The 20,960-nt window shown below is 64.8% G+C and carries 14 protein-coding genes; 9 read left to right on the top strand and 5 right to left on the bottom strand.

The window, feature by feature from the left end:
* Positions 1 to 15 precede the first annotated feature (15 nt).
* A complete protein-coding gene (locus DWV00_RS27375) occupies positions 16 to 1,236 on the bottom strand; it encodes a polysaccharide pyruvyl transferase family protein (RefSeq protein WP_115536765.1) in 1,221 nt (406 codons plus the stop codon).
* Between the two features lie 283 nt (positions 1,237 to 1,519).
* Between DWV00_RS27375 and DWV00_RS27370 the strand changes: the two genes are divergently transcribed.
* Entirely contained in the window at positions 1,520 to 2,110 is a 591-nt protein-coding gene (locus DWV00_RS27370) for an SMI1/KNR4 family protein (RefSeq protein WP_115536764.1), read from the top strand.
* Positions 2,111 to 2,272: 162 nt separating this feature from the next.
* On the top strand, positions 2,273 to 2,812 hold the full coding sequence (locus DWV00_RS27365) for a GNAT family N-acetyltransferase (RefSeq protein ID WP_115536763.1): 540 nt from the start codon (positions 2,273 to 2,275) through the stop codon (positions 2,810 to 2,812).
* A gap of 82 nt (positions 2,813 to 2,894) precedes the next feature.
* Here the strand turns inward: DWV00_RS27365 and DWV00_RS27360 are convergent, their stop codons facing one another.
* The gene (locus DWV00_RS27360) at positions 2,895 to 3,773 is read right to left on the bottom strand and encodes a cytochrome c oxidase assembly protein (RefSeq protein WP_115536762.1); all 879 of its coding nucleotides are present in this window, start codon (positions 3,771 to 3,773) and stop codon (positions 2,895 to 2,897) included.
* Between the two features lie 141 nt (positions 3,774 to 3,914).
* A complete protein-coding gene (locus DWV00_RS27355) occupies positions 3,915 to 4,640 on the bottom strand; it encodes an SCO family protein (protein ID WP_115536761.1) in 726 nt (241 codons plus the stop codon).
* A 326-nt stretch (positions 4,641 to 4,966) separates the two neighbouring features.
* Between DWV00_RS27355 and otsB the strand changes: the two genes are divergently transcribed.
* Positions 4,967 to 5,719, top strand: a complete 753-nt coding sequence (gene otsB, locus DWV00_RS27350; protein ID WP_115536760.1) for a trehalose-phosphatase — start codon at positions 4,967 to 4,969, stop codon at positions 5,717 to 5,719.
* A complete protein-coding gene (gene otsA, locus DWV00_RS27345; protein WP_115536759.1) occupies positions 5,716 to 7,194 on the top strand; it encodes an alpha,alpha-trehalose-phosphate synthase (UDP-forming) in 1,479 nt (492 codons plus the stop codon). The genes otsB and otsA overlap by 4 nt, the downstream gene beginning before the upstream one ends.
* Before the next feature lie 150 nt (positions 7,195 to 7,344).
* On the opposite strand, the gene DWV00_RS27340 is transcribed toward otsA, so the two are convergent.
* Positions 7,345 to 9,213 (bottom strand): ABC transporter ATP-binding protein, encoded by a 1,869-nt coding sequence (locus DWV00_RS27340; RefSeq protein WP_245965060.1) that lies wholly within the window; start codon positions 9,211 to 9,213, stop codon positions 7,345 to 7,347.
* Between the two features lie 717 nt (positions 9,214 to 9,930).
* Between DWV00_RS27340 and DWV00_RS27335 the strand changes: the two genes are divergently transcribed.
* From DWV00_RS27335 to uvrA, 5 genes are all read left to right on the top strand, one after another.
* The gene (locus tag DWV00_RS27335; protein WP_115536758.1) at positions 9,931 to 10,995 is read left to right on the top strand and encodes a glycosyltransferase family 4 protein; all 1,065 of its coding nucleotides are present in this window, start codon (positions 9,931 to 9,933) and stop codon (positions 10,993 to 10,995) included.
* Between the two features lie 234 nt (positions 10,996 to 11,229).
* Positions 11,230 to 12,087, top strand: coding sequence for a hypothetical protein (locus tag DWV00_RS27330; protein WP_115536757.1), 858 nt, complete (start codon positions 11,230 to 11,232; stop codon positions 12,085 to 12,087).
* 126 nt (positions 12,088 to 12,213) lie between these two features.
* Positions 12,214 to 12,582, top strand: a complete 369-nt coding sequence (locus DWV00_RS27325) for a DUF488 domain-containing protein (protein ID WP_115536756.1) — start codon at positions 12,214 to 12,216, stop codon at positions 12,580 to 12,582.
* Between the two features lie 57 nt (positions 12,583 to 12,639).
* Positions 12,640 to 13,272 (top strand): uracil-DNA glycosylase family protein, encoded by a 633-nt coding sequence (locus DWV00_RS27320; protein WP_115536755.1) that lies wholly within the window; start codon positions 12,640 to 12,642, stop codon positions 13,270 to 13,272.
* 290 nt (positions 13,273 to 13,562) lie between these two features.
* The gene (gene uvrA, locus DWV00_RS27310) at positions 13,563 to 19,457 is read left to right on the top strand and encodes an excinuclease ABC subunit UvrA (protein ID WP_115536753.1); all 5,895 of its coding nucleotides are present in this window, start codon (positions 13,563 to 13,565) and stop codon (positions 19,455 to 19,457) included.
* A gap of 142 nt (positions 19,458 to 19,599) precedes the next feature.
* On the opposite strand, the gene DWV00_RS27305 is transcribed toward uvrA, so the two are convergent.
* Positions 19,600 to 20,871 (bottom strand): MFS transporter, encoded by a 1,272-nt coding sequence (locus DWV00_RS27305; RefSeq protein WP_115536752.1) that lies wholly within the window; start codon positions 20,869 to 20,871, stop codon positions 19,600 to 19,602.
* Positions 20,872 to 20,960 lie beyond the last annotated feature (89 nt).

Below are 20,960 nucleotides of genomic sequence, written 5' to 3'. Positions count from 1 at the left end.
GCGAATCGCAGCTTGTCAGCCCAACAACGTTGCCACACGCTGGAAACCGGCCCGATACTCGTTCGCGAGTGTGCTTGCGATGCGTCGAAGTTTTCCACGTTCGATCCGCAGTGCGTGATCGACGCTTCGTACTATCTGACTGACGTTGACCTCGCCTGGGAAGCCGGCGTCTTCCCAGGTGCGCGCGAACTCTGTTTGCTTGCTCTGTGGCGGAAGGCGCGCGGCGTGACGGATATTGATGCGCGGCAGTGCGAATGCCGCGGCGACGATTCTCCCGTGAAGACTACTTCCGCAATACGCGCGACTGCTCGCGATTAGCGCGCAGATGTCCCAGATGTTGGGGGACGTCATGAGGTACGCTGATTCCGTGCGCATGAACTGCCGCGTTCTCTCGTACACCTCCAAGTTGTCGTGCCACGGCGCGATGCCTGCGCAGAAGAAGACGACGCCGACACCGTGCCGTGCAGCGACGATGTCGAGTTGTACGGCGATTTCGTCGATGGTTCGGTCGTCGCCGAAGTCCGCGCTGAATTGCACGGCGATATAGCCGTTCGGGCATGCATCGCGTAGGGCCGAGAAAGAATCGCAGTCGGTGCGACGGTGAATGACGTCGCCGAAAAGCTCGGCGACCATGACTGCGGGATCGGGCAGGAGCCGCGTCGCGATTCCCGCGTCCGCGAGGGTGCGTTGTGTAAAGGCATCGCGGACGGTTACGTCGTCGGCGTTGCGAAGTGCTTCGGCGACTTCCGCGAGCATCGACTGATCAAGATGTTTGAGGTCGACGCCGCCGATCGCGTTGAAGATGATCCTGCGCGCCCGTGGGCAGCGCGCCTTCGACAAAACATATGGCACCCGTGCCGATACCCCTAGATGCTGCTGTGCCCATTCGGTCGGCTTTTGCGTCCACGCGGGGTACTCGTTGATCGTCGCCTCGACTTGATTCTCGGGCGCGAGCATGACCGCCGATTCCCATGCATCGCACGTAAACAGTTCGCCGCCGGCGTGAACGATGTCGAACGCTCGATCGTGGTCCGACGCGGCCAACTTCGAAATCGCCTCGACCAGGTGACCGCCGTACGGACGCAAATCGCATTCACGCAAACCCGCGAACCGAATGCGCCGTCCCCGCAGCATTTTCTCTAGTACATGCGCAAAGAGCATGTCCCCAAGGTTGTGTCGATCGAATGCGCCGAAGAGGATCGTCTCCGGCTTTGTGTCGATTGTCGCGTCTGTCATGGGCTTTTCTCTCACGGTCCTGCATGCCTCGGGTAGAGGCATGCGATGCATAGCGAAGATCATGCTACGCGCCGCGGCGAGGGCGCACGATTCGGCCGAATGGCTAATCGTCGCGTGTGGTGCGTCGATGGTCGTGTGAATGACCGGCGAGCGGTCTGCTGCGTTCGTTGCCTTCGTTCGTTGCCTTCTTTTGGTCCCAATTTTGTGGACTATTGACGAGATGTTCCCGCCCTCGCATTAGGCTCACTCGCTCGCTCAAACACGGACCGAATGAAGGAGGAGCATGACCATCGAGGCTAAACACTCAACGGAGCCTGAATCAATGCAACCACACATGAAGATCGCAGAATCCTGGTCATGTCTCAATGCATGGCTGCAGTCGATGCCCGATGCCATTCCCGGAGGATTGAACGCACCGGCCAGCGACGACGAGATTCAGATCCTGGAAGGCGCACTCGGCGTCAAGCTGCCTGAGGATTTCATCACGAGCCTGAAGACGCACGGCGGGCAAGTGGATCAAGATGGCGTTTGCTTCGAAGGAGAAAGCCTGCTGGACGTCAAGGGCATTCTCAATGAGTGGACCTGTTGGCGCGAAATCGTCGTGGATGGCTTATTCGACGGCATGACATCCGATCCTGATGACGGCGTGAAGGACGATTGGTTCAACCTCAAGTGGATACCGATTACGAAGAACGGCATGGGTGACTGCCTGTGCATCGACCTCGACCCGGCTCCGGGTGGCACCGTGGGTCAGGTCGTTCGCATGTTGCACGACGACGACCGACGCGAGCGCGTCGCGGCCAGCTTCGAGGAATGGCTGTGCCGGATGGTGATGGACATCACGGGGCTCGATGTCGAGGAACAACAGAAGTAACTGGAACAACGGGGTAACGAGGATCACGCAGCCGACAGCGCTGATTTACAGTGGTGATCGCACGCTTGCCCCGACGATAGCGGCAACTGCGCGTGCGCCGCCCCTGGCATTTACGACGACCTCGCGGGATAATCGACCGGCACCAAATTCCCGGATTTGCCCATGACCGATTCCACCCGCGACTCGCACGAATCTCTCGAATGGCGTTGGAAGCCTTTTTCCGACCTCACGCCCGTTGAAGTCTATGACGTGCTCGAGGCGCGCAACGTTGTATTCGTCGTCGAACAGGAGTGCGTCTACAACGACGTCGATGGACTAGACAAAGACGCGTGGCACTTGCTTGCTTATTCGCCCGAAGCGAATGCCGCTGCCTCCGCTTCGGGTAATTCAGAAGCAAAGAAAGTCGGCCGATCCAAAATTCCCACGCTGGCCGGTTATCTTCGTGTGCTGTTGCCCGACGCTTCGGACGCCGATATCCGCATCGGCCGCGTGCTTACCACCTCGGAATTCCGCGGCATCGGTCTGGGCAGTGAACTGCTCGAGCAGGCGCTCAAGCATATCGTGGCGCAGTGGCCCGACGCGGCCATCAAGCTGCATGCGCAGGCGCATCTGCAGATGTTTTATGGCGCTTTCGGTTTCGAGCCGATTTCCGAAGTGCACGACGAGGACGGCATTCCGCACGTCTGGATGCGGTCGGTCTGAACCGTCGCGTCTAGCCGGACGACCGGCTAGACAGGGCTCAACGACCAATGGCCACTGACCAACGACTGCCGGCCACGCACCGTCAATGCGCTTGGGCCGGCGTAGGCGCCGACGCCTGCCCGCGGGCAGGCATTTCCCGCCGCTCCTCGATCAACCGTTCGCGTGCCGACAGCCGCATCCAGTGCCGCAACGCGATCAGCGCGCCGACCACGCTCATCATCGAGCCCGGAATCCAAATCAGCAGCCCGCCGATCTGCTGATCGCGGATCGGACTGATCCAAGTAAACGCACGTCCGCAGATCGAGTAAATCGGATAAAGCTCACGCGGCGTGAAGAAAATGAGTGCTCCGAGCGCGATCTGCGGCGGAATGGCGGCGATGACGATCATGAGCCGTCGTCCCGCTGCCAGGCGTGCGGGCGGCGCCGGCCGCGGGTCGAGCACGAGCCACCAGAACAGCAGGCCGTCCACAACCATGCTCCAGTTCATGATCCGATAGAGCCGCCAGTCGAGCATCGCCTTGAAGTGAATCGGCGAGAGCAGCCAAAAGTAGATCAGGCCGACGAACAGCACGACCGCGACGATAGGTTGGAACACGATGTTGAACACGGCTTGCATCGGCTTCGTCTTCACGGCCGGCCCGATGAACCGCTGGCGCCAGCTGAACGGGATGCCGGCCCGCAGCGCGGCGCCCGGATACGACCACGCGATGAAGAACGGCCCGAGGTGGTGCAGCACGAGGTGCTGCAAGCGATGCATGAAGAACTCGTGCTCGAAGTAGTAGTCGAGCCGCGTGTGCAACGCGATATAAAGCGCGACGAGCCCGAACCAGAAGGCTATCTGGCGCGGCAGCGACACGCGGGCGTGGCGTACGCCTCGTGCATAGAGTATCGCCGCCGTGAGCACGCAGATGACGACCGTCGGCGACGGTTCCCAGGGATCGAGCCAGTAAAGCAGGTTCATCGCGACTTCCGACTTACTCGTTGATGTTGATAGACCGTATGGCCTTGTATGGCCTTATCAGTCCTGCACGCCGTCAAGCAATAAACGGCGAGGGTGTTTGCCGCCCGATGCCAGAAGCAACGAGTCGGCCGACGCATCACCTCAAGCATCGCGCTCGATCACACGCTGCAAGTCGTGTGCGATCGCATCGGGCGTATCGTCGCTCGTCGCGAGCAGCCGCGCTCGTCCGTCGCGATCGAAGATATAAACGGCCGAACTGTGCGTGACTTCATAGCTGCCGTTCGGGTCGCGCTTTTCCATCTGATAGGCGACACGATAGCGCTTCGCGAGCGATTCCACCTGAGCGTCGGTGCCGGTTAGGCCGCGAATGTGCTGAGGGTCGAACGCCGTGACGTAGGCATGCAGCGCTTGCGGCGTGTCGCGTGCCGGATCGACTGAAATGAACAGGATGCGGACTTGCTTAGCATCGGCCGCGGGCAGCTTCCCGAGCACCTGCATCAGCCGGGCCATCGTTTCGGGGCAGACATCGGGACAATGCGTGTAGCCGAAATAGACGAGCGTCGTCTTGCCGCGAAAGGCCGATGCATTGACGCTTTGACCCGTATCTTCGGTCAACTTGAAGGCCAGGTCCGGAAGGTGGCCCGTGACGTCGGTGAGTTGCCAATGGCCGTCGTCGTGCGTGCAGCCGGCGATGAGTCCGGCACAGGCAAAGCCTGTCAATGCGCGAAGTGCCCGGCGGGCCCAAGCGGGGCGCGAAGGCAAACCATGGCGCGCGGGCGATGCGGCCGGATCGGAGGCGGACGAAGCGGATACGAAGCTTGCAGGTTCGCCGGGCGGCGGCCCGACGCGGGAAACACGTTGCGGCATGCGGGACTCGTAAAGTACTCCAGCGCCGAGGCTCCGCCCTAGCGGGGCCGCGCCGGTTCGGCGGCTGCGAGGCACGGACTATAGCGCAGATAGCTTACTGTTACCGTTCGTGGCGCTGATACCCGCTGGCAAAGAGGCAATATGTCGCAGGATCGGACAAGAACCAGGCAAGATACGGGGTAGGGGCCGCGTAGCGTTGCGCGTCGGTGTGTCCGGCGGTCGAGGCACTCTTGCTCGAAAAGGCGACGCAGGCGCGGTAAGATGCGCAAACTTTTCCGGTTTCGCTAGGCTAAAAGCCAAGCAAGGCCGTTACGCGAACTAAGCTGATGCAATCCTTACCGGCTTTTCTGTCTCTTAGCGAGACGGCGTTCTTCTTCGACTTCGACGGTACGCTCGTCGAGCTTGCGTCCACTCCCGACGGAGTGGTCGTGCCGCCCGCCGTCGTCGATTCCTTGGCGCAATTGCGGCATCTGACGCGCGGCGCGGTCGCCGTCGTATCGGGTCGAGGCATCGAGAGCATCGATGCGTTCCTCGGCATGCCCGATTTGCCCGTTGCCGGCCTGCACGGCGCGGAGCGGCGCGACGCGAGCGGCGATACGGTCAGGATCGGCTTCAACGACGAGCGCCTATTGCGCATGGAACGCGTGCTGGCGGAACTCGTCAACGCTCACCCGGGCACGCTGCTCGAGATCAAGGGCGCCGCGCTCGCGCTTCATTACCGCAATGCGCCTCTGGCCGAGACGGTGGCGCGCGAAGCGACGCAGCGTCTCGTCGACGAATACCCCGATGCCTACGTGCTGCAGCCGGGCAAGATGGTGTTCGAAATCAAGCCGAAGAACGTCGATAAGGGCCGCGCGGTGGCGGCATTTCTCGACGAGCCGCCGTTCGCCGGCCGCACGCCGGTGTTCGCGGGCGACGATTTGACCGACGAGAAGGGGTTCGCGGTCGTCAACGAGCGCGGGGGTCTCTCGATCAAGGTCGGCGCGGGCGATACGTCGGCGCATTCCCGTATCGATTCGGTCGGCGCGTTCGTCGACTGGCTCGCTCACATCGTCGCCGAGGCACAGCGAACTTCATGAGTCGTCTCATCATCGTTTCGAACCGGGTCGCGCCGATCTCCGAGGGCGGCCCGGCCGCGGGCGGCTTGGCAGTCGGTGTCTACGACGCGCTCAAGGAGACAGGCGGCATGTGGTTCGGCTGGAGCGGCGAGGTCGTGTCCTCGGGGCAGCCTCAATTGCAGCTCGTCGAACAAGGCCCGGTCACCTTCGCGACGATCGGTCTCGCGCGGCGCGACTACGATCAGTACTACCGCGGCTTCTCGAACGCGACGCTGTGGCCCGCGTTTCACTACCGCGCCGACATGATCCAGTACGACGGCCACGATTTCGAAGGCTATTGGCGCGTCAACACCTGGCTTGCTCAACAACTCGTGCCGCTGCTGCGGGCCGACGACGTCATCTGGGTGCACGATTACCATTTGATCCCTTTCGCGCAAGCGCTGCGCGCGGCGGGCGTCAAGAACCGGATCGGCTTTTTCCTGCACATTCCGTTTCCGGCCGCGCAGGTGCTGCTGGCCGTGCCGCCGCATCGCGCGCTCGTCGAGGCACTGTGCTCGTTCGATTTGCTGGGCTTTCAGACGCAAGCGGACGTGCGCGCGTTTTGCGACTACGTCGTGCATGAAGCCGCGGGGGAAATCGAGGGCGCCGAGCCGTTCGTTGCGGGGGCACCCGTGCTCGTGCGCGCGTTCGGGCGCTCGCTGCGCGCGGCCGCGTATCCGATCGGCGTTTATCCCGACGAAATTGCGCAGCTCGCCAAGGCCGGGGCGCGCGGCAAGTCGGTCCGCACGATGCGCCAGACGCTGCACGATCGCAAGCTCATCATGAGCGTCGACCGGCTCGATTATTCGAAAGGGCTCGTCGAGCGCTTCCGCGCGTTCGAGCGGCTGCTCGACCAGGTGCCGGCCTGCCGCAACAATGTGTCGTTCGTGCAGATCGCGCCGCCGACGCGTTCCGACATGCATGCGTATCAAGACATCCGTTTGCGGCTCGAATCGGAACTCGGCCGGATCAACGGCCGTTTCGCCGAGCTCGACTGGACGCCGATCCGCTACATCCACCGGCAATACGAGCGGTCCGTGCTGGCCGCGCTGTTTCGTCAATCGCATGTCGGCTACGTGACGCCGCTGCGCGACGGCATGAATCTCGTCGCGAAGGAATACGTCTCCGCGCAGGATCCCGACGATCCCGGCGTGCTGGTGCTGTCGCGCTTCGCCGGCGCGGCCGACGAACTGACGGGCGCGCTGATCGTCAATCCGATCGACATCGATGGGATGGCCCAGGCGCTCGCGCAGGCGCTGTCGATGCCGCTCGCCGAACGGCGCGCGCGCTACCGCGACATGATCGCGCAATTGCGCAGCAACAACGTCTCGGTCTGGCGTGATACGTTCTTGCGCGATCTCGCGCAAGGCAATGGGCAGCGGCCCGCGGCGAACGCGGCGAGCGAGAAGGCCACCGCGGCGCGCGGCAAGACGGCACGCAAGCGCGTTGCCGCCTGAGGTCCGAGCTTTAGAAGGTTCAACGGTCCCGCCGTCTAACGAAAAACGCTAGGGCGCCTTCGGTCGATCCGGAAGCAGAACCAGAACCAGAAGCAAAAAGGCCCGACACGCTGAGTGCCGGGCCTTTGTCTTCATGCGTCTCCGATCGAGTTACGCGACGTGCTCGTCGACCTTTCTCCCGCCGGGATGCAGTTGCGTCGCCTTGCCGTGCTGCTTGGCCAGCAGATCGCGATAGATGCCGGGGCGGTTGCGCAGTGCCTCGGGCGTGCCGTCGTCGATGACCTTGCCCGAACTCATGACGATGATGCGATCGAAGTTCTGCAGCGTCGACAGACGGTGCGCGATCGCGATGACGGTCCGACCCACCATGAGCCGGTCGAGCGCCTGCTGGATGGCTTCCTCCGACGCGCTGTCGAGCGCGGAAGTCGCTTCGTCGAGCAGGAGGATCGGCGCGTTCTTCAAAATGGCCCGCGCGATGGCGATCCGCTGACGCTGACCGCCCGAGAGCTTCACGCCGCGGTCGCCGACGATCGTGTCGAAGCCGTCGGGCATCGCTTCGATGAAATCGGTGCAGCGCGCTTCGCGAGCCGCCGCGTGTACTTCCTCGCGGCTCGCTTCGGGCCGGCCGTAGGCGATGTTCTCGTAGACCGTACGGTGAAACAGCGCGATGTCCTGCGGGACGAGCGCGATGGCGTGGCGCAGGCTGTCCTGCGTGATCGCGCCGATATTTTGGCCGTCGACCTTGATCGAGCCGCCTTGCGTTTCGTAGAAGCGCTGCAGCAGCGCCAGGACGGTCGATTTGCCGGCGCCCGACTTGCCGACGAGCCCCACGCGCTGCCCCGCCTCGATGCGCAGATCGAATTGATCGAGGATCGCTTTGCGGCGCGGGTAGGCGAACGTCACGCCTTCGAAGTCGACGCGTCCGCCCTGCGTCGCGAGCGGTACGGCCTCCTCTCGATCGGGCATGCCGTGCGGCTCGAGCAGTGTTTTGACCGCCTCGGCCAGCCGCGCGATGTGCTGAGTAACGTCGACGAGCGCGACGGCCAGATCCCGCGTGCCGTGCAGGATCGTGAAGCCGAGCGAGCTCGTGAGCACGATGTCGCCCGAGGTGGCGCGTCCTTGCGTCCACAACCACAGGGCCCACCCGAGCAAGCCCGCCGACAGCAGCGCGGTGATGAAGGCGTGCAAGAGCCGCAGCCGTTCGAGGTACAGCAAGCTTTGCTGGCGCGCGTCCATTTCGGCTTTGACGGTCTCGCCGAAGCGCCGCTGCTCGCGAAAGGTCATGCCGAAGGCACGGACGAGCGCCATGTTGCCGATGACGTCGACGAGCTCGCCGTCGACGGCGGCCGCCTTCGTGGCGAACTTGTGATGGCGCGACGAGCCTCGCCCTGCAAGCTTGAACAGCACGATCGCAAGCACGGCGGAGCAGGTCAGCAGGCACGCGGCCATGACCGGGTTCACCGAGATGATCATGACGATCGCGCCGACCACGGCTATGCACGGCGGCAAGACGTTCCAGGCCATCGTGTTCTCGGACGTGTAGACCGCGTTCGACGTCGCTGTGATGCGGCTGGCGAGGGTGCCCGGCTGGCGTTCCGAGAAATAGGTCGGCGAGTGGCCGGTCAGATACTGGAACAGGTCGCGCCGCAGATCGCCCGTCACGTTGACGAACGCATGTGCCGCAACCCATCCGCCGATCCGCCAGAGCATGTTGTCGGCCGCGATGAGGCCGACGAGGATCGCGAACGCCGCCCACAGCGGGCCCGGGTGGCCGCGGCCAATGCCGAGCACGTCGATCAAGTGCTTGATCGCGTACTGCGAGGCGAGCGCGCAGCCAACTGCGGCGAAGACGCTTGCCAGCACGATCGCATGCGAGACGGGGTGGCGCCGGATGTAACTGAGCAAGAACGCGAGCGGCCGGTCGGCATAGCCGGAAAGCCTGGCGTTGCGAGCGTTACGTTCGGCGACGGTCAAATGTTCCAATTGTGGTTCGTGCGAGGCACGCGAAGCGAGTGTCATCAAAAGCATAGTCTGCGTGGGGCGGACCGGCAGCCATTCTCGAGCAATAACGAGATGGCGCGGCACGCCGCCATTGTAAACATCCGCGGAAGATCCCCGGGGCTTCACGACGAGCGTTGGGTCTGCACAACGCACTGGCCGGTTGCGGCAGCGCATCGTCCAACCTCGACTAGCAAGTTCGGTGCGCGTTGCGAACGAAAGGTTGGCCGAAGCTAACCGTAATTTTCCGATACAATAGCGGGTTATGTCCAAATGCCTCGGGGAATATTGCGGAATATGGCATTTGGGGGGCGGATCGACCGTCCGGCGGGCACGTTGGCTGCGCCTTGGGTGCTGCTTGCAGGCCTGGCCGTGCCGTCTACTCGGTGCTTCGGCCTACTTTAGGTGGGCTGCGCGGCGCCGTGGCGGGCGAAATGTATCCGTCTTGTAACAACGTAAAGAGTTTGAAATGTCCCGCGGCGCAGCATGAAACCGGTCGGATAATCGATCCGGGTTTGCCCTAAGAGAATTTGACGGACGCCGTCAACGGTTGGGCGAGCCGTGCGTTTAACGACATGTGGCGCGTAGCCCCAAGATCGATCGAGCGGTGTCGTCGACGACCAAGGGCGAATCGCACCGTCCCCTGTGGGCGGGCGGTGCCGCCTGATGCTGGAGCGGGCGATTCGCTTCCAACAACGTCAACACATTTGCTTGAATTTTTACTAGGAGTTCATCACTATGCGGATCGCTCAAATCGCTCCCTTACATGAAGCGGTTCCCCCGAAGCTCTACGGTGGAACGGAGCGCGTGGTGTCGTACCTGACGGAAGCACTCGTCGAGCTCGGCCACGACGTTACGCTTTTTGCGAGCGGCGATTCCAAGACGTCGGCCAAGCTCGAAGCGTTCTGGCCGCAGGCCCTGCGCCTGGATCCGTCGATCCGCGATACGATGGCTCCCCATATGCTGCTGCTCGAGGAAGTGCGCCGCCGCGCCGATGAATTCGACGTGCTGCATTTCCATATCGACTACTACCCGTTCTCGCTGTTCTCGCGCCAGCCGGTTCCGCATCTGACGACGCTGCACGGCCGTCTCGATCTGCCCGAACTGCAGCCGATCTTCAATACGTTCAACGAAGTGCCGGTCGTTTCGATCTCGGACAACCAGCGCATGCCGCTGCAGCAGGCAAGCTGGCTCTCGACGGTCTACCACGGCCTGCCCGAGAACCTGCTCACGCCGCGCAAGGACGTCGAGCCGAGCTACCTCGCGTTCCTCGGCCGTATTTCGCCGGAAAAGCGCGTGGACACGGCCATCCGCATCGCCGAAAAGGCTGGCATGAAGATCAAGATCGCGGCGAAGCTCGACAAGGCCGACCGCGCGTACTACGAAGAGCAGATCAAGCCGCTGTTCGCGCTGCCGCACGTCGAATACATCGGTGAAATCAGCGAATCCGAGAAGGCCGAATTCCTAGGTGGCGCCCATGCCTTGCTGTTCCCGATCGATTGGCCGGAGCCGTTCGGCCTCGTCATGATCGAAGCGATGGCTTGCGGCACGCCCGTCATCGCATTCAAGCGCGGCTCGGTGCCTGAAGTCATCGAGAACGGCGTGTCGGGCTTCGTCGTCGAAGACGAACTGTCGGCCGTTGCCGCGGTCAAGCGCCTGTCGTCGCTGCCGCGCGCAACGGTGCGCAAGGCGTTCGAAGAGCGTTTCACCTCGAAGGTGATGGCGCAGAATTACATCGCATCGTACGAAAACCTGCTGCGCCAGAAGCATCGCACCGTGCTGCGCGAAGTCGCCGCCGGCTAAACTGCAGGAAAACAAACGCGGTCCTCCGCGTTTTCGCATGGCCTTCCGACACGCCCCGCCTGCCTAACGGTACGCGGGGCGTGTCGTTTGGGGCCGCGGCAGGCCGCTCTCCTGGGGTTTCGAGCGCGACCCGGTTTGTTTCGACGCATCGAAGGCAAGAAAGGCGGCGCCCGAATCCCTATAATGCTGCTGCCGCGAAACGGGCGGCGACAACGACTGACCTAGGAGAGCGTCTTGGCGAGAGCGAACCCCACGCGAGCGGAACCGGCACCCGGTGCCGGTACGATGTTCACGCTGCGCGCCATCGGTCTCGTTCTGCTGGCACGCTGGCTCTATTCGATGGCGCAAATGGGCTACGGCGAGTCGCTCTCGGCGATGGCGTCCTCGCCATGGGCGTCGATCAACGGGGTCTTCCTCTTTTTGCTGATCGCCTTGCCGGGGGCGCGTGCGCGCGCTGAGCGGCCGTTTCACCCGCTGCCGCAATGGCTGCGGCAGGCGCTGAGGTTGTTCGCGTTCTTATGTCTGCTGTTTGCCGTCTGGTCGATCGGCGTCTTCGTCTGGGCCGCGGGCGGCCGACGCACCGTCAATGCAATCGCGGAGACGAACGGCTGGCTCGTCGCCGCGCCGATTCTCTATGCCGCTGTCTTGTGGATTTGCCGTCCGCGCGCGCTCTGGCGTACGAACGCCGCCGCGCGGCGTTTCGCGGTCGGCCGCTATGCCGTGTCGCTAGACACCGCGACGCGAACCGTCGTCGTCTGGGTGGAAAGCCGCAAGCTCGGCCAATACGACGCGCGCGAGCTGTCCGTCAAATGGCCGGCCGCGTCGGCGATCGAACGCGGGCGGCCGACGGCTCAGGCCCCCGCCTCGGCTTCGGCTTCGGCGACGCCCGGAGGCGCGGCCGCGGCCGCGGGACATCAGGGCGGGGCCGCACTGCGCGCGCATGGGTGGGCGCGGCGTTCGCAGGTGGAATTGCTGTGGGACTCGCCGGCCGCGATCGGCCACAACCGGCAGACGATTTTTCGGGCGACGCTCGCAACGGATGGCGATCGCACCTCCGCGCATGCGCTCGACGCGACGCTGCGGCAGGTCTGATCCGATCGGATCCGGCCGAGGGCGCGCTGTCCCAAGCCCATCGGCTGCCGGGTCGCGGCTGGGTTAGTCTCTTGCAAGACCGCGCCGATCTTGGCGCCGAGCATGGCCGGCGCGAGGAGGAACATCATGAAGCACGCTCGAATCGACATCGCCCGCGCTTACGACACGCTCGGCCAGGACGGGCCCGCGCGTTATCTTGTGGATCGCATGTGGCCTCGCGGTGTCACCAAAGAGTCGCTCGGGATCGAGGCCTGGCTGCGCGACGTCGCGCCGAGCACCGAGTTGCGCCGCTGGTTCGGGCACGACCCCGAGCGCTGGGAAGAATTTCGTCAGCGCTATTGCGACGAACTCGACGCCAACCCTACGTCCTGGCAGCCGCTGGCCGAAGCGGCCAAGCATGGACCGATCATGCTGCTGTTCGGCGCGCGCGATCGCGACCACAATCAGGCGGTCGTGCTGCGCGACTACCTCGTACGCAAACTCGCGCATCATTGATGCTTGAGCTTGAGCGCCGGAGCTCGTTCTTCTTTACGTCTATACAACGCATTGCCGATGTCGTCCTCATCCTCATCTTCGTCCGTTCGCCGGCTGCAGTCGCTGCTTGCCGAAATTCGTGCCTGCCGTGCATGCGAGGCGCATTTGCCCCATGGGCCAAGGCCCGTTTTGCAGGTGGGGCGCGCGGCGCGCGTGCTCGTCGTCGGCCAGGCGCCCGGGGCGCGGGTGCATGCGTCGGGGGTACCGTGGGACGACAAGAGCGGCGAGCGCTTGCGTGACTGGATGGGGATCGGCCCCGAGCGCTTCTACGATCCCGACAGCATCGCCCTCGTGCCGATGGGCTATTGCTATCCCGGCCGCGGCACGTCGGGCGATCTGCCGCCCCGGCGCGAATGCGCCGAGCTCTGGCTCGAGCGCGTCCTCGATGAAATGCCGCACATCGAACTGACTTTACTGGTCGGCGCCTATGCGCAGCAGCGGTTCTTGGGCGCCGAGCGCCGGGCGACCTTGACCGAGACGGTCGTCGCATGGCGCGGCTACGGGCCGTCGCGAATGCCGCTGCCGCATCCGTCGCCGCGCAATCAGGGCTGGTTCAAGCACCATCCGTGGTTCGAGCGCGAACTGCTGCCGGTGTTGAAGACTCGCGTGGCGAAGGCGCTGTCGGGCACTCGGATCGAGGCAGCGTTCTAGATATCGAAAGTATCGACAGCATCGACAGCCGAGAGTGGGCGACCAAACTGCGCAATGCCGGCCGCCGGGCCGTATTTTCGTCAGTGGTTGTCACTAATTTACCTGCCTCGCGCCGACCAATCGGGGTCGATCCACACGCGAGCAGGCGCTTCGTCGAACAAAGCGAAAACGTCCAAGCGCGGGCCGGCCAAGTCGGCCGCGCAGGACTATCATTGCACCCCTGGCTCGCTTTCTTATCTCAAAACGAAGGCGCGCATCGTTCGATATAGCGCGTAGAAAGGACACGTCTCATGACTTCCGGCGTCATCCGCATTCGCGGAGCTCGTCAACACAATCTCAAAAATATCGATCTCGACCTGCGTACAGGAGAGATGGCGGTCGTTACGGGGCCGTCGGGTTCGGGTAAATCGAGCCTCGTTTTCGACACGCTCTATGCCGAAGGGCAGCGCCGCTACGTCGAGACGTTCAGCGCCTATGCGCGGCAGTTTCTCGATCGAATGGATCGTCCACAGGTCGACCGCGTCGACGGTGTGCCGCCCGCCATCGCGATCGACCAGACGAACCCTGTGCGCAGCTCGCGCTCGACCGTCGGCACGATGACGGAGCTGAACGATCACCTGAAGCTGCTCTACGCGCGTGCCGCCCAGCTGTTCGACAAAGCGACGGCCGAGCCCGTGCGGCACGACACGCCCGAAACCATATACGCCGAACTCGTCGCGCGCACGGCCGAGCGCGACGAGCGGCTCGCCGTCACGTTCCCCGTCGAGCTGCCTGAACAGACGAGCGCCGATGAAGTGGGGCAGTGGCTGTCGGCGAGTGGCTACACGCGCGTGCAAGCCGAGCGCGAAGTCACGACGCCGGCCGGCGCGCGCAAGGTGCTCGATGTCGTTGCCGACCGCTTCCGCCTGAGCAAAACCGACAAGGCGCGCGCGGTCGAGGCGATCGAGGCCTCGCTCAAGCGCGGGGCGGGGCGTGTCAATGTCTATGTGCTGCCCGAAGGCGACGCCGATGCCGAAGGCCAGGCGCCGCGCATCTGGCGCTTCTCGACGGGCCTGCATTGCCCGGAGAGCGATCTGCGCTACGCGGATCCGCAGCCGGGATTGTTTTCGTTCAACTCGGCCTACGGCGCGTGCGACGTATGCCGCGGGTTCGGCCGCGTGATCGGCGTCGACCTCGGGCTCGTGATCCCCGATGTGCGCAAGACGCTAGCCGGCGGCGCGATCAAGCCGATGCAAACGCCGGCTTGGAAAGAATGCCAGGACGACCTCATGCGCTATGCGGCGCGTGCTCGGATCCGGACGACGACGCCTTGGGCCGAATTGACCGACGACGAGCGCGACTGGGTCATCGACGGCTCGCCCGATTGGAAGGGCGAGTGGCAGCGCGAGTGGTACGGCGTGCGCCGCTTCTTCAACTACCTCGAATCGAAAGCGTACAAGATGCACATCCGTGTGCTCTTGTCGAAGTACCGCAGCTACACGCCTTGCGAGACCTGCGGCGGCGCTCGGCTCAAGACCGAATCGCTGCTTTGGCGTCTCGGCACCCAGGCCAATGCCGACGCGGTGCTCGAGCCTGGCGCGCGCTTCATGCCGCACGGCGCGACATGGACACGGGCGCAGCTCGAAGCGCTGCCCGGCCTAACCGTGCATGACCTGATGCTGATGCCGATCGGTCGCATCCGCCGCTTCTTCGACGAAATGACGCTGCCGAGCGCCTTGCTCGACGATGCGCTGAAGCTGCTCGTCGCCGAAGTACGGACGCGGCTGCGATACCTGTGCGACGTCGGCCTCGGCTATCTGACGCTGGATCGCCAAAGCCGCACGCTCTCGGGCGGCGAAGTGCAGCGGATCAATCTGACGACGGCGCTCGGCACCTCGCTCACGAAGACGCTGTTCGTGCTCGACGAACCGAGCATCGGCCTGCATCCGCGCGATCTCGATCGAATCGTCGAAGCGATGCGGCGGCTGCGCGATGCGGGCAACACGCTCGTCGTGGTCGAGCACGATCCGTCGGTGATGCTCGCGGCCGATCGTCTCATCGACATGGGCCCCGGGCCCGGCGAGCGCGGCGGCTCGATCGTCTTCGACGGGACGCCGGCCGACATTCGCTCGGCGCCGACGCTCACGGGCGAATATCTCGGCGCCCGCCGGCGCGTGGCCGACGCGGCGCATTGGGCGCCGCGGCCCGTCGATGGGAACACGCCGCGGCTCGTGCTCGAGGGCGCGAGCGAACACAACCTGCGCGACGTGACGATCGAGCTTCCGCTTGCGCGGCTCGTTTGCGTGACGGGCGTCTCGGGCTCGGGCAAGTCGACGCTCATCCAGGACGTGCTCAATCCCGCACTCGCGCGCTACCTGGGCCGCGCGACCGAAGCGCCGGGCGCGCACCGAGGGCTGGCCGGCGCGGAGCTGATCGCCGATGCCGTGTTCGTCGATCAATCGCCGATCGGCAAGACCGCGCGCTCGAATCCCGCGAGCTACGTCGGCGCCTTCGACGAGATCCGCAAACTGTTCGCCAAAGCGCCGCTCGCCCTGCAGCGCGGCTACGCGGCCGGCACGTTCAGCTTCAACTCGGGCGACGGACGTTGTCCCACGTGCGGCGGCTCCGGCTTCGAGCACGTCGAAATGCAGTTCCTCTCCGACGTCTATCTGCGCTGTCCCGATTGCGATGGCCGCCGCTATCGCGCGGAGGTGCTCGATGTCACGATCGAACGAGGCACGCCGCCTCGCGCATTGTCGGTCGCCGACGTGCTCGAGTTGACCGTCAGCGAAGCGGTGAGCCTGTTTGCCCACGACGCCGATGTGCTGCGCGTGCTGCAGCCGATCGTCGACGTCGGGCTCGAATACGTGAAACTGGGCCAGCCGGTGCCGACGCTCTCGGGCGGCGAGGCACAGCGGCTCAAGCTGGCGGGCTTTCTCGCGGAGACGAGCGGCAAGATCGGCGCGGAAGCGACGCCGGGCGGGCGCCTGTTCATGTTCGACGAGCCGACGACCGGCCTGCACTTCGACGACATCGCCAAGCTCATGCGCGCTTTCGGCAAGCTGCTGGCGCGCGGCCATTCGCTGATCGTCATCGAGCACAACCTCGACGTCATTCGTGCGGCCGACTGGATCGTCGATCTGGGCCCCGAGGGCGGCGACGAAGGGGGCCTGGTCGTTGCAGTGGGGACGCCCGAGGACATCAAGGCGTGCAACGCGTCGCACACGGGGCGTGCGCTGAAGCAGTACGACGAAACGCTCGGGGCCGGCAAGGTGCACGAGGCCGCCGCCGGCATGCCGCTGCAATCGGCGCTCGCCGCGGCGCGTGCACGCCGCGCGGTCGAGGGCGACGACGTCGTGCGCATCGTCAATGCGCGCGAGCACAACCTCAAGAGCTTGAACGTCGACATCCCGCACGGGAAGTTCAACGTCGTCACGGGCGTATCGGGCTCGGGCAAATCGACGCTTGCATTCGACATCCTGTTTCACGAGGGCCAACGGCGCTACCTCGAATCGCTCAACGCCTATGCGCGCTCGATCGTGCAGCCGGCGGGGCGGCCTGAAGTCGACGCCGTCTACGGCATTCCGCCGACCGTCGCGATCGAGCAGCGCCTTTCGCGCGGCGGCCGCAAGAGCACCGTGGCGACGACGTCCGAAGTCTGGCATTTCCTGCGGCTGCTGTACGTCAAGCTCGGGATTCAGCACTGCGTGCACGACGGCACGCCCGTCAAGCCGCAAAGTGCCGAGTCGATCGCAGCGCAATTGCTGCGCGACTACGCGGGCGAACACGTGGGCTTTTTCGCGCCGCTCGTCGTTAACCGCAAGGGCGTTTATACCGATCTGGCGAAGTGGGCGAAAGCGCGCGGCCATACCCATCTGCGCGTCGACGGCGAATTTTTGCCCGTCGACCCATGGCCGAAGCTCGAGCGTTTCCGCGAGCACACGATCGAGCTGCCCGTCGCCGATCTCGTGATTTCGGCGGACAACGAAGCCGAACTGCGCCGTTCGCTCGATGCGGCGCTCGAACTCGGCAAAGGCATCGTGCATCTGTTGGCGCCGCTCGACGGCTTGGCCGATGCCTTGGCGGCGAAGCGCTCGACGATCGGCATCGGCGAAATGCAAGTGCTGTCGGTCAAGCGCGCATGCCCGGTTTGCGGAACGAGCTATCCGGAACTCGATCCGCGCATGTTTTCCTACAACAGCAAGCACGGCTGGTGCACGAGCTGCGTCGGTACCGGGCTTGCGCTCACGCGCGAACAGCGCGCGGCGTACGACGACACGGTGTTGGGCGCCGACGACGGCCGCGGCCGCGAGCAGACGCTGCCGTCCGAGGAGCAGGAAATCGAAGGCGTCGGCGACGCGCCTTGCCCCGATTGCGGCGGCACACGGCTGAACGAGGCCGCCCGCGCCGTGCAGTTCGACGGCCGTTCGATCGTCGACGTCGGGCGCTGGACTGTCTCCGATACGCGCGGATGGATCGACACGATTTCGCTTTCCGGGCGCGACGCGCAGATTGCGCGCGACGTCGTCAGCGAGATCGCGAGCCGCTTGCGCTTCCTCGAAGAAGTGGGCCTCGGCTATCTGAGCCTCGATCGCGCGGCGCCGAGCCTGTCGGGCGGCGAGGCGCAGCGGATCCGGTTGGCCGCGCAGCTCGGCAGCAACTTGCAGGGCGTGTGCTACGTGCTCGACGAACCGACGATCGGCTTGCATCCGCGCGACAACCGGATCTTGCTCGACGCGCTGCATCAACTCGGCGAGAAGGGCAACACGCTTGTCGTCGTCGAACACGACGAAGACACGATCCGCCGCGCCGACCACATCATCGACGTCGGACCCGGCGCGGGCAAACGCGGCGGCCGGCTCGTCGCCGAGGGCAGCGTGAAAGATCTCGCGGCGCATGCCGATTCGCAGACGGGGCAATTCCTCGCGCGGCCGATCGCTCACCCGCTGCAGCCGCGGCGTGAAGTGCGCGCCGAAGCCAAGGGCAACGCAGCCGTCCCGGAGCAGTGGCTGACGGTGCATGGTGCGTCGCTGCACAACCTGCGCGACGTGACGGCGCCGATTCCGCTCGCGCGGCTCGTGGCCGTGACGGGCGTGTCGGGCTCGGGCAAATCGACGCTCGCTCGCGATGTGTTGATGACGAACCTGCTCGATGCGGTCGGACGTTCGGTGCTGTCGTCGCCGGCGACACGCCGCGCGCGCAAGGCATCGCAGGCGGACGAAGGGGCGCGCGCGAAACCGCGGGCTCAGCCGAGCCGCCACGCGACGTCGAGCACGACGCGTGTGCCATTGCAGGTCACGCATCGCTGGCAGGGATGCACGTCGGTTACCGGTTTCGAACCGATCGACCGCGTACTCGAAGTCGACCAGACGCCGATCGGCAAGACGCCGCGTTCGTGTCCGGCGACGTATATCGGCGTTTGGGACACGATCCGCAAGCTCTTTGCCGAGACGCTCGAAGCGAGGGCGCGCGGCTATGCCGCTTCGCGCTTCTCGTTCAATACGGGCGACGGACGATGCCCGGCCTGCGAAGGGCAGGGGGTCCGCACGATCGGCATGAGCTTCTTGCCCGACGTCAAGGTGCCGTGCGACGTCTGTCACGGACAGCGGTTCAACCCGGAAACGCTGGCGGTGACGTGGCGTGGCAAGAACATCGGCGACGTCCTGACGATGGAGATCGACGAGGCCGTCGAATTCTTCGCGCCGATGCCGAGCATCGCGCATCCGCTGCAGTTGATGAAGGACGTGGGCCTCGGCTACCTGACGCTGGGGCAGCCGTCGCCGACGCTCTCGGGCGGCGAGGCGCAGCGGATCAAGCTTGTGACCGAGCTGGCGAAGGTGCGGGACGACATCACGCGGCGCGGACAGAAGGCGCCGCATACGCTCTACGTGCTCGACGAACCGACGGTAGGCCTGCACATGGCCGATGTCGCGCGCTTGATTCGCGTGCTGCACCGTCTAGTGGACGGCGGGCATAGCGTCGTCGTCATCGAACACGATCTCGACGTGATCGCCGAAGCCGATTGGATCATCGATCTGGGCCCGGAAGGGGGCGCGGGAGGGGGGACGATCGTCGCGGCGGCCGATCCCGAAACGCTGTCGCGCGTGCGCGAGAGCCATACGGGGCAGGCGTTGGTGCCCGTGCTCGCGCGTGGGACCGGTGAAGGGGAGAAGGAGAACGCAGGCGAAGGACGGCGTAGCGCTTGAGCGGCTCGACCGTGTAAGCGGCTCGAGCGTGCGTATTCGCCGATACCTTCGATGAGTGTTCGATAGGTTAGGCGCATTCGTCGACAAGGCCCGGGCCGATAGGAGATATCGGCCCGGGCCTTTTGACTTTTAACTTTTAGTTTTAAGCTTCGCCCGCGAGTTCGGGCATAGGCGCCGGCGTGCTGGGCGCGGCTTTCGCGGCGCCGGGGCCCGAGGCGCCGTGCACGTGTCCCACCCAAATGAGCGCGAGCGACGCGAATGCCACCGACACCCATCCGTTGAGGCCATACCCGACGAGATGCCCTCCCGTATCGGTGGACAGCATCAACCCGCCGACCCACGCGCCGCACCCGGTTCCCAGCGACTGCAGGGCGCCGTTGGCGCTGAGGAATGCGCCGCGGTGCTGCGGATCGGGCACGGTCGTGAGGATCGCTTGCATCGGCACGATGCGGCCCGACGAAATGATCATGAAGAGCGCGAACCCGGGCACCATGATCCAGAACGGCAGAGCGGGCAGATGCGTGACGACGAGCACGGGGACGAGCGCCAGCGCGCCGAAGAGGCGGAACACGGCTCGATGTCCGATGCGATCGGCCAGCCTGCCGATGGCCCGCGACGTGAAGAATGTCGCGGCGCCGCCCGCCATGTAAAGCCAGGAGATGCGGCCGGGCGCGACGCCGTGGTTCGCGACGAGCATCGGCGAGATGAACGGAATCACGAGCATGTGCGCGAACATGATCAGAAACGTCAGCGCGAAGGCCCGCATGTGGCGCGGATAGGTCAGCAGCCGCCCGAGCGTGGGAAGCGCTTCGGCCAGTGAGGGGCGTTGACGCGACAGATGCTCGGTGAGCGAGGGCACGATGCGCGAAGTGACGATGGCGATCGTCACCGTGAGTACGGCCTGCAGCCAGAACGGGGCCGACCAGTGGAAGTACGCGCCGAGCACCACGCCGGCCGGTACGCCCGCGATCGCGGCCATCGAGAAGCCCGTCATGATGATGCCGGTGGCGGCGCCGCGGCGCTCGATCGGCACGACGTCGGCGATGATGGCCATGACGCTGGCGCCGAGCACGCCGCCCGTGATGCCGGCGAACGCGCGGCTGGCGAGCAGCAGCGGATAGCTCGTTGCGCAGGCGCAAGCGACATTCGACACCGCGAACAGCAGATACGCCGCGATGAGCAGCTTACGGCGATCGAAGCGATCGATATAGGTGGCGGCCAGCAGGGCGGAAAGCCCAGAGCACCATGAGTAGGCCGATACGGCCGCCGCGAACTTCGACGGCGAGATATCGAAGGCGGTCATGATCTGCGGACCGAGCGGCATCATCACCATGAAATCCATGATGAGCGTGAATTGCACGAGCGCGAGCAGCCATATCAGACGCCGCTCGCGAGCTTGGGGGAGTGCATACATAGTTATTCAAATCCTTGTTGTCATGCCGTTGGCCGGACGGCGGCGCGAATCGGCGGCCCGAGTGGGCCGCCGTTTTTCTGTTTGACGGA

This window comes from Trinickia dinghuensis (assembly GCF_003367175.1).
GTDB lineage: Bacteria > Pseudomonadota > Gammaproteobacteria > Burkholderiales > Burkholderiaceae > Trinickia > Trinickia dinghuensis.
The sequence above is the reverse complement of the archived record's forward strand: the minus strand, read 5'-3'. Positions and strand labels throughout refer to the sequence as shown.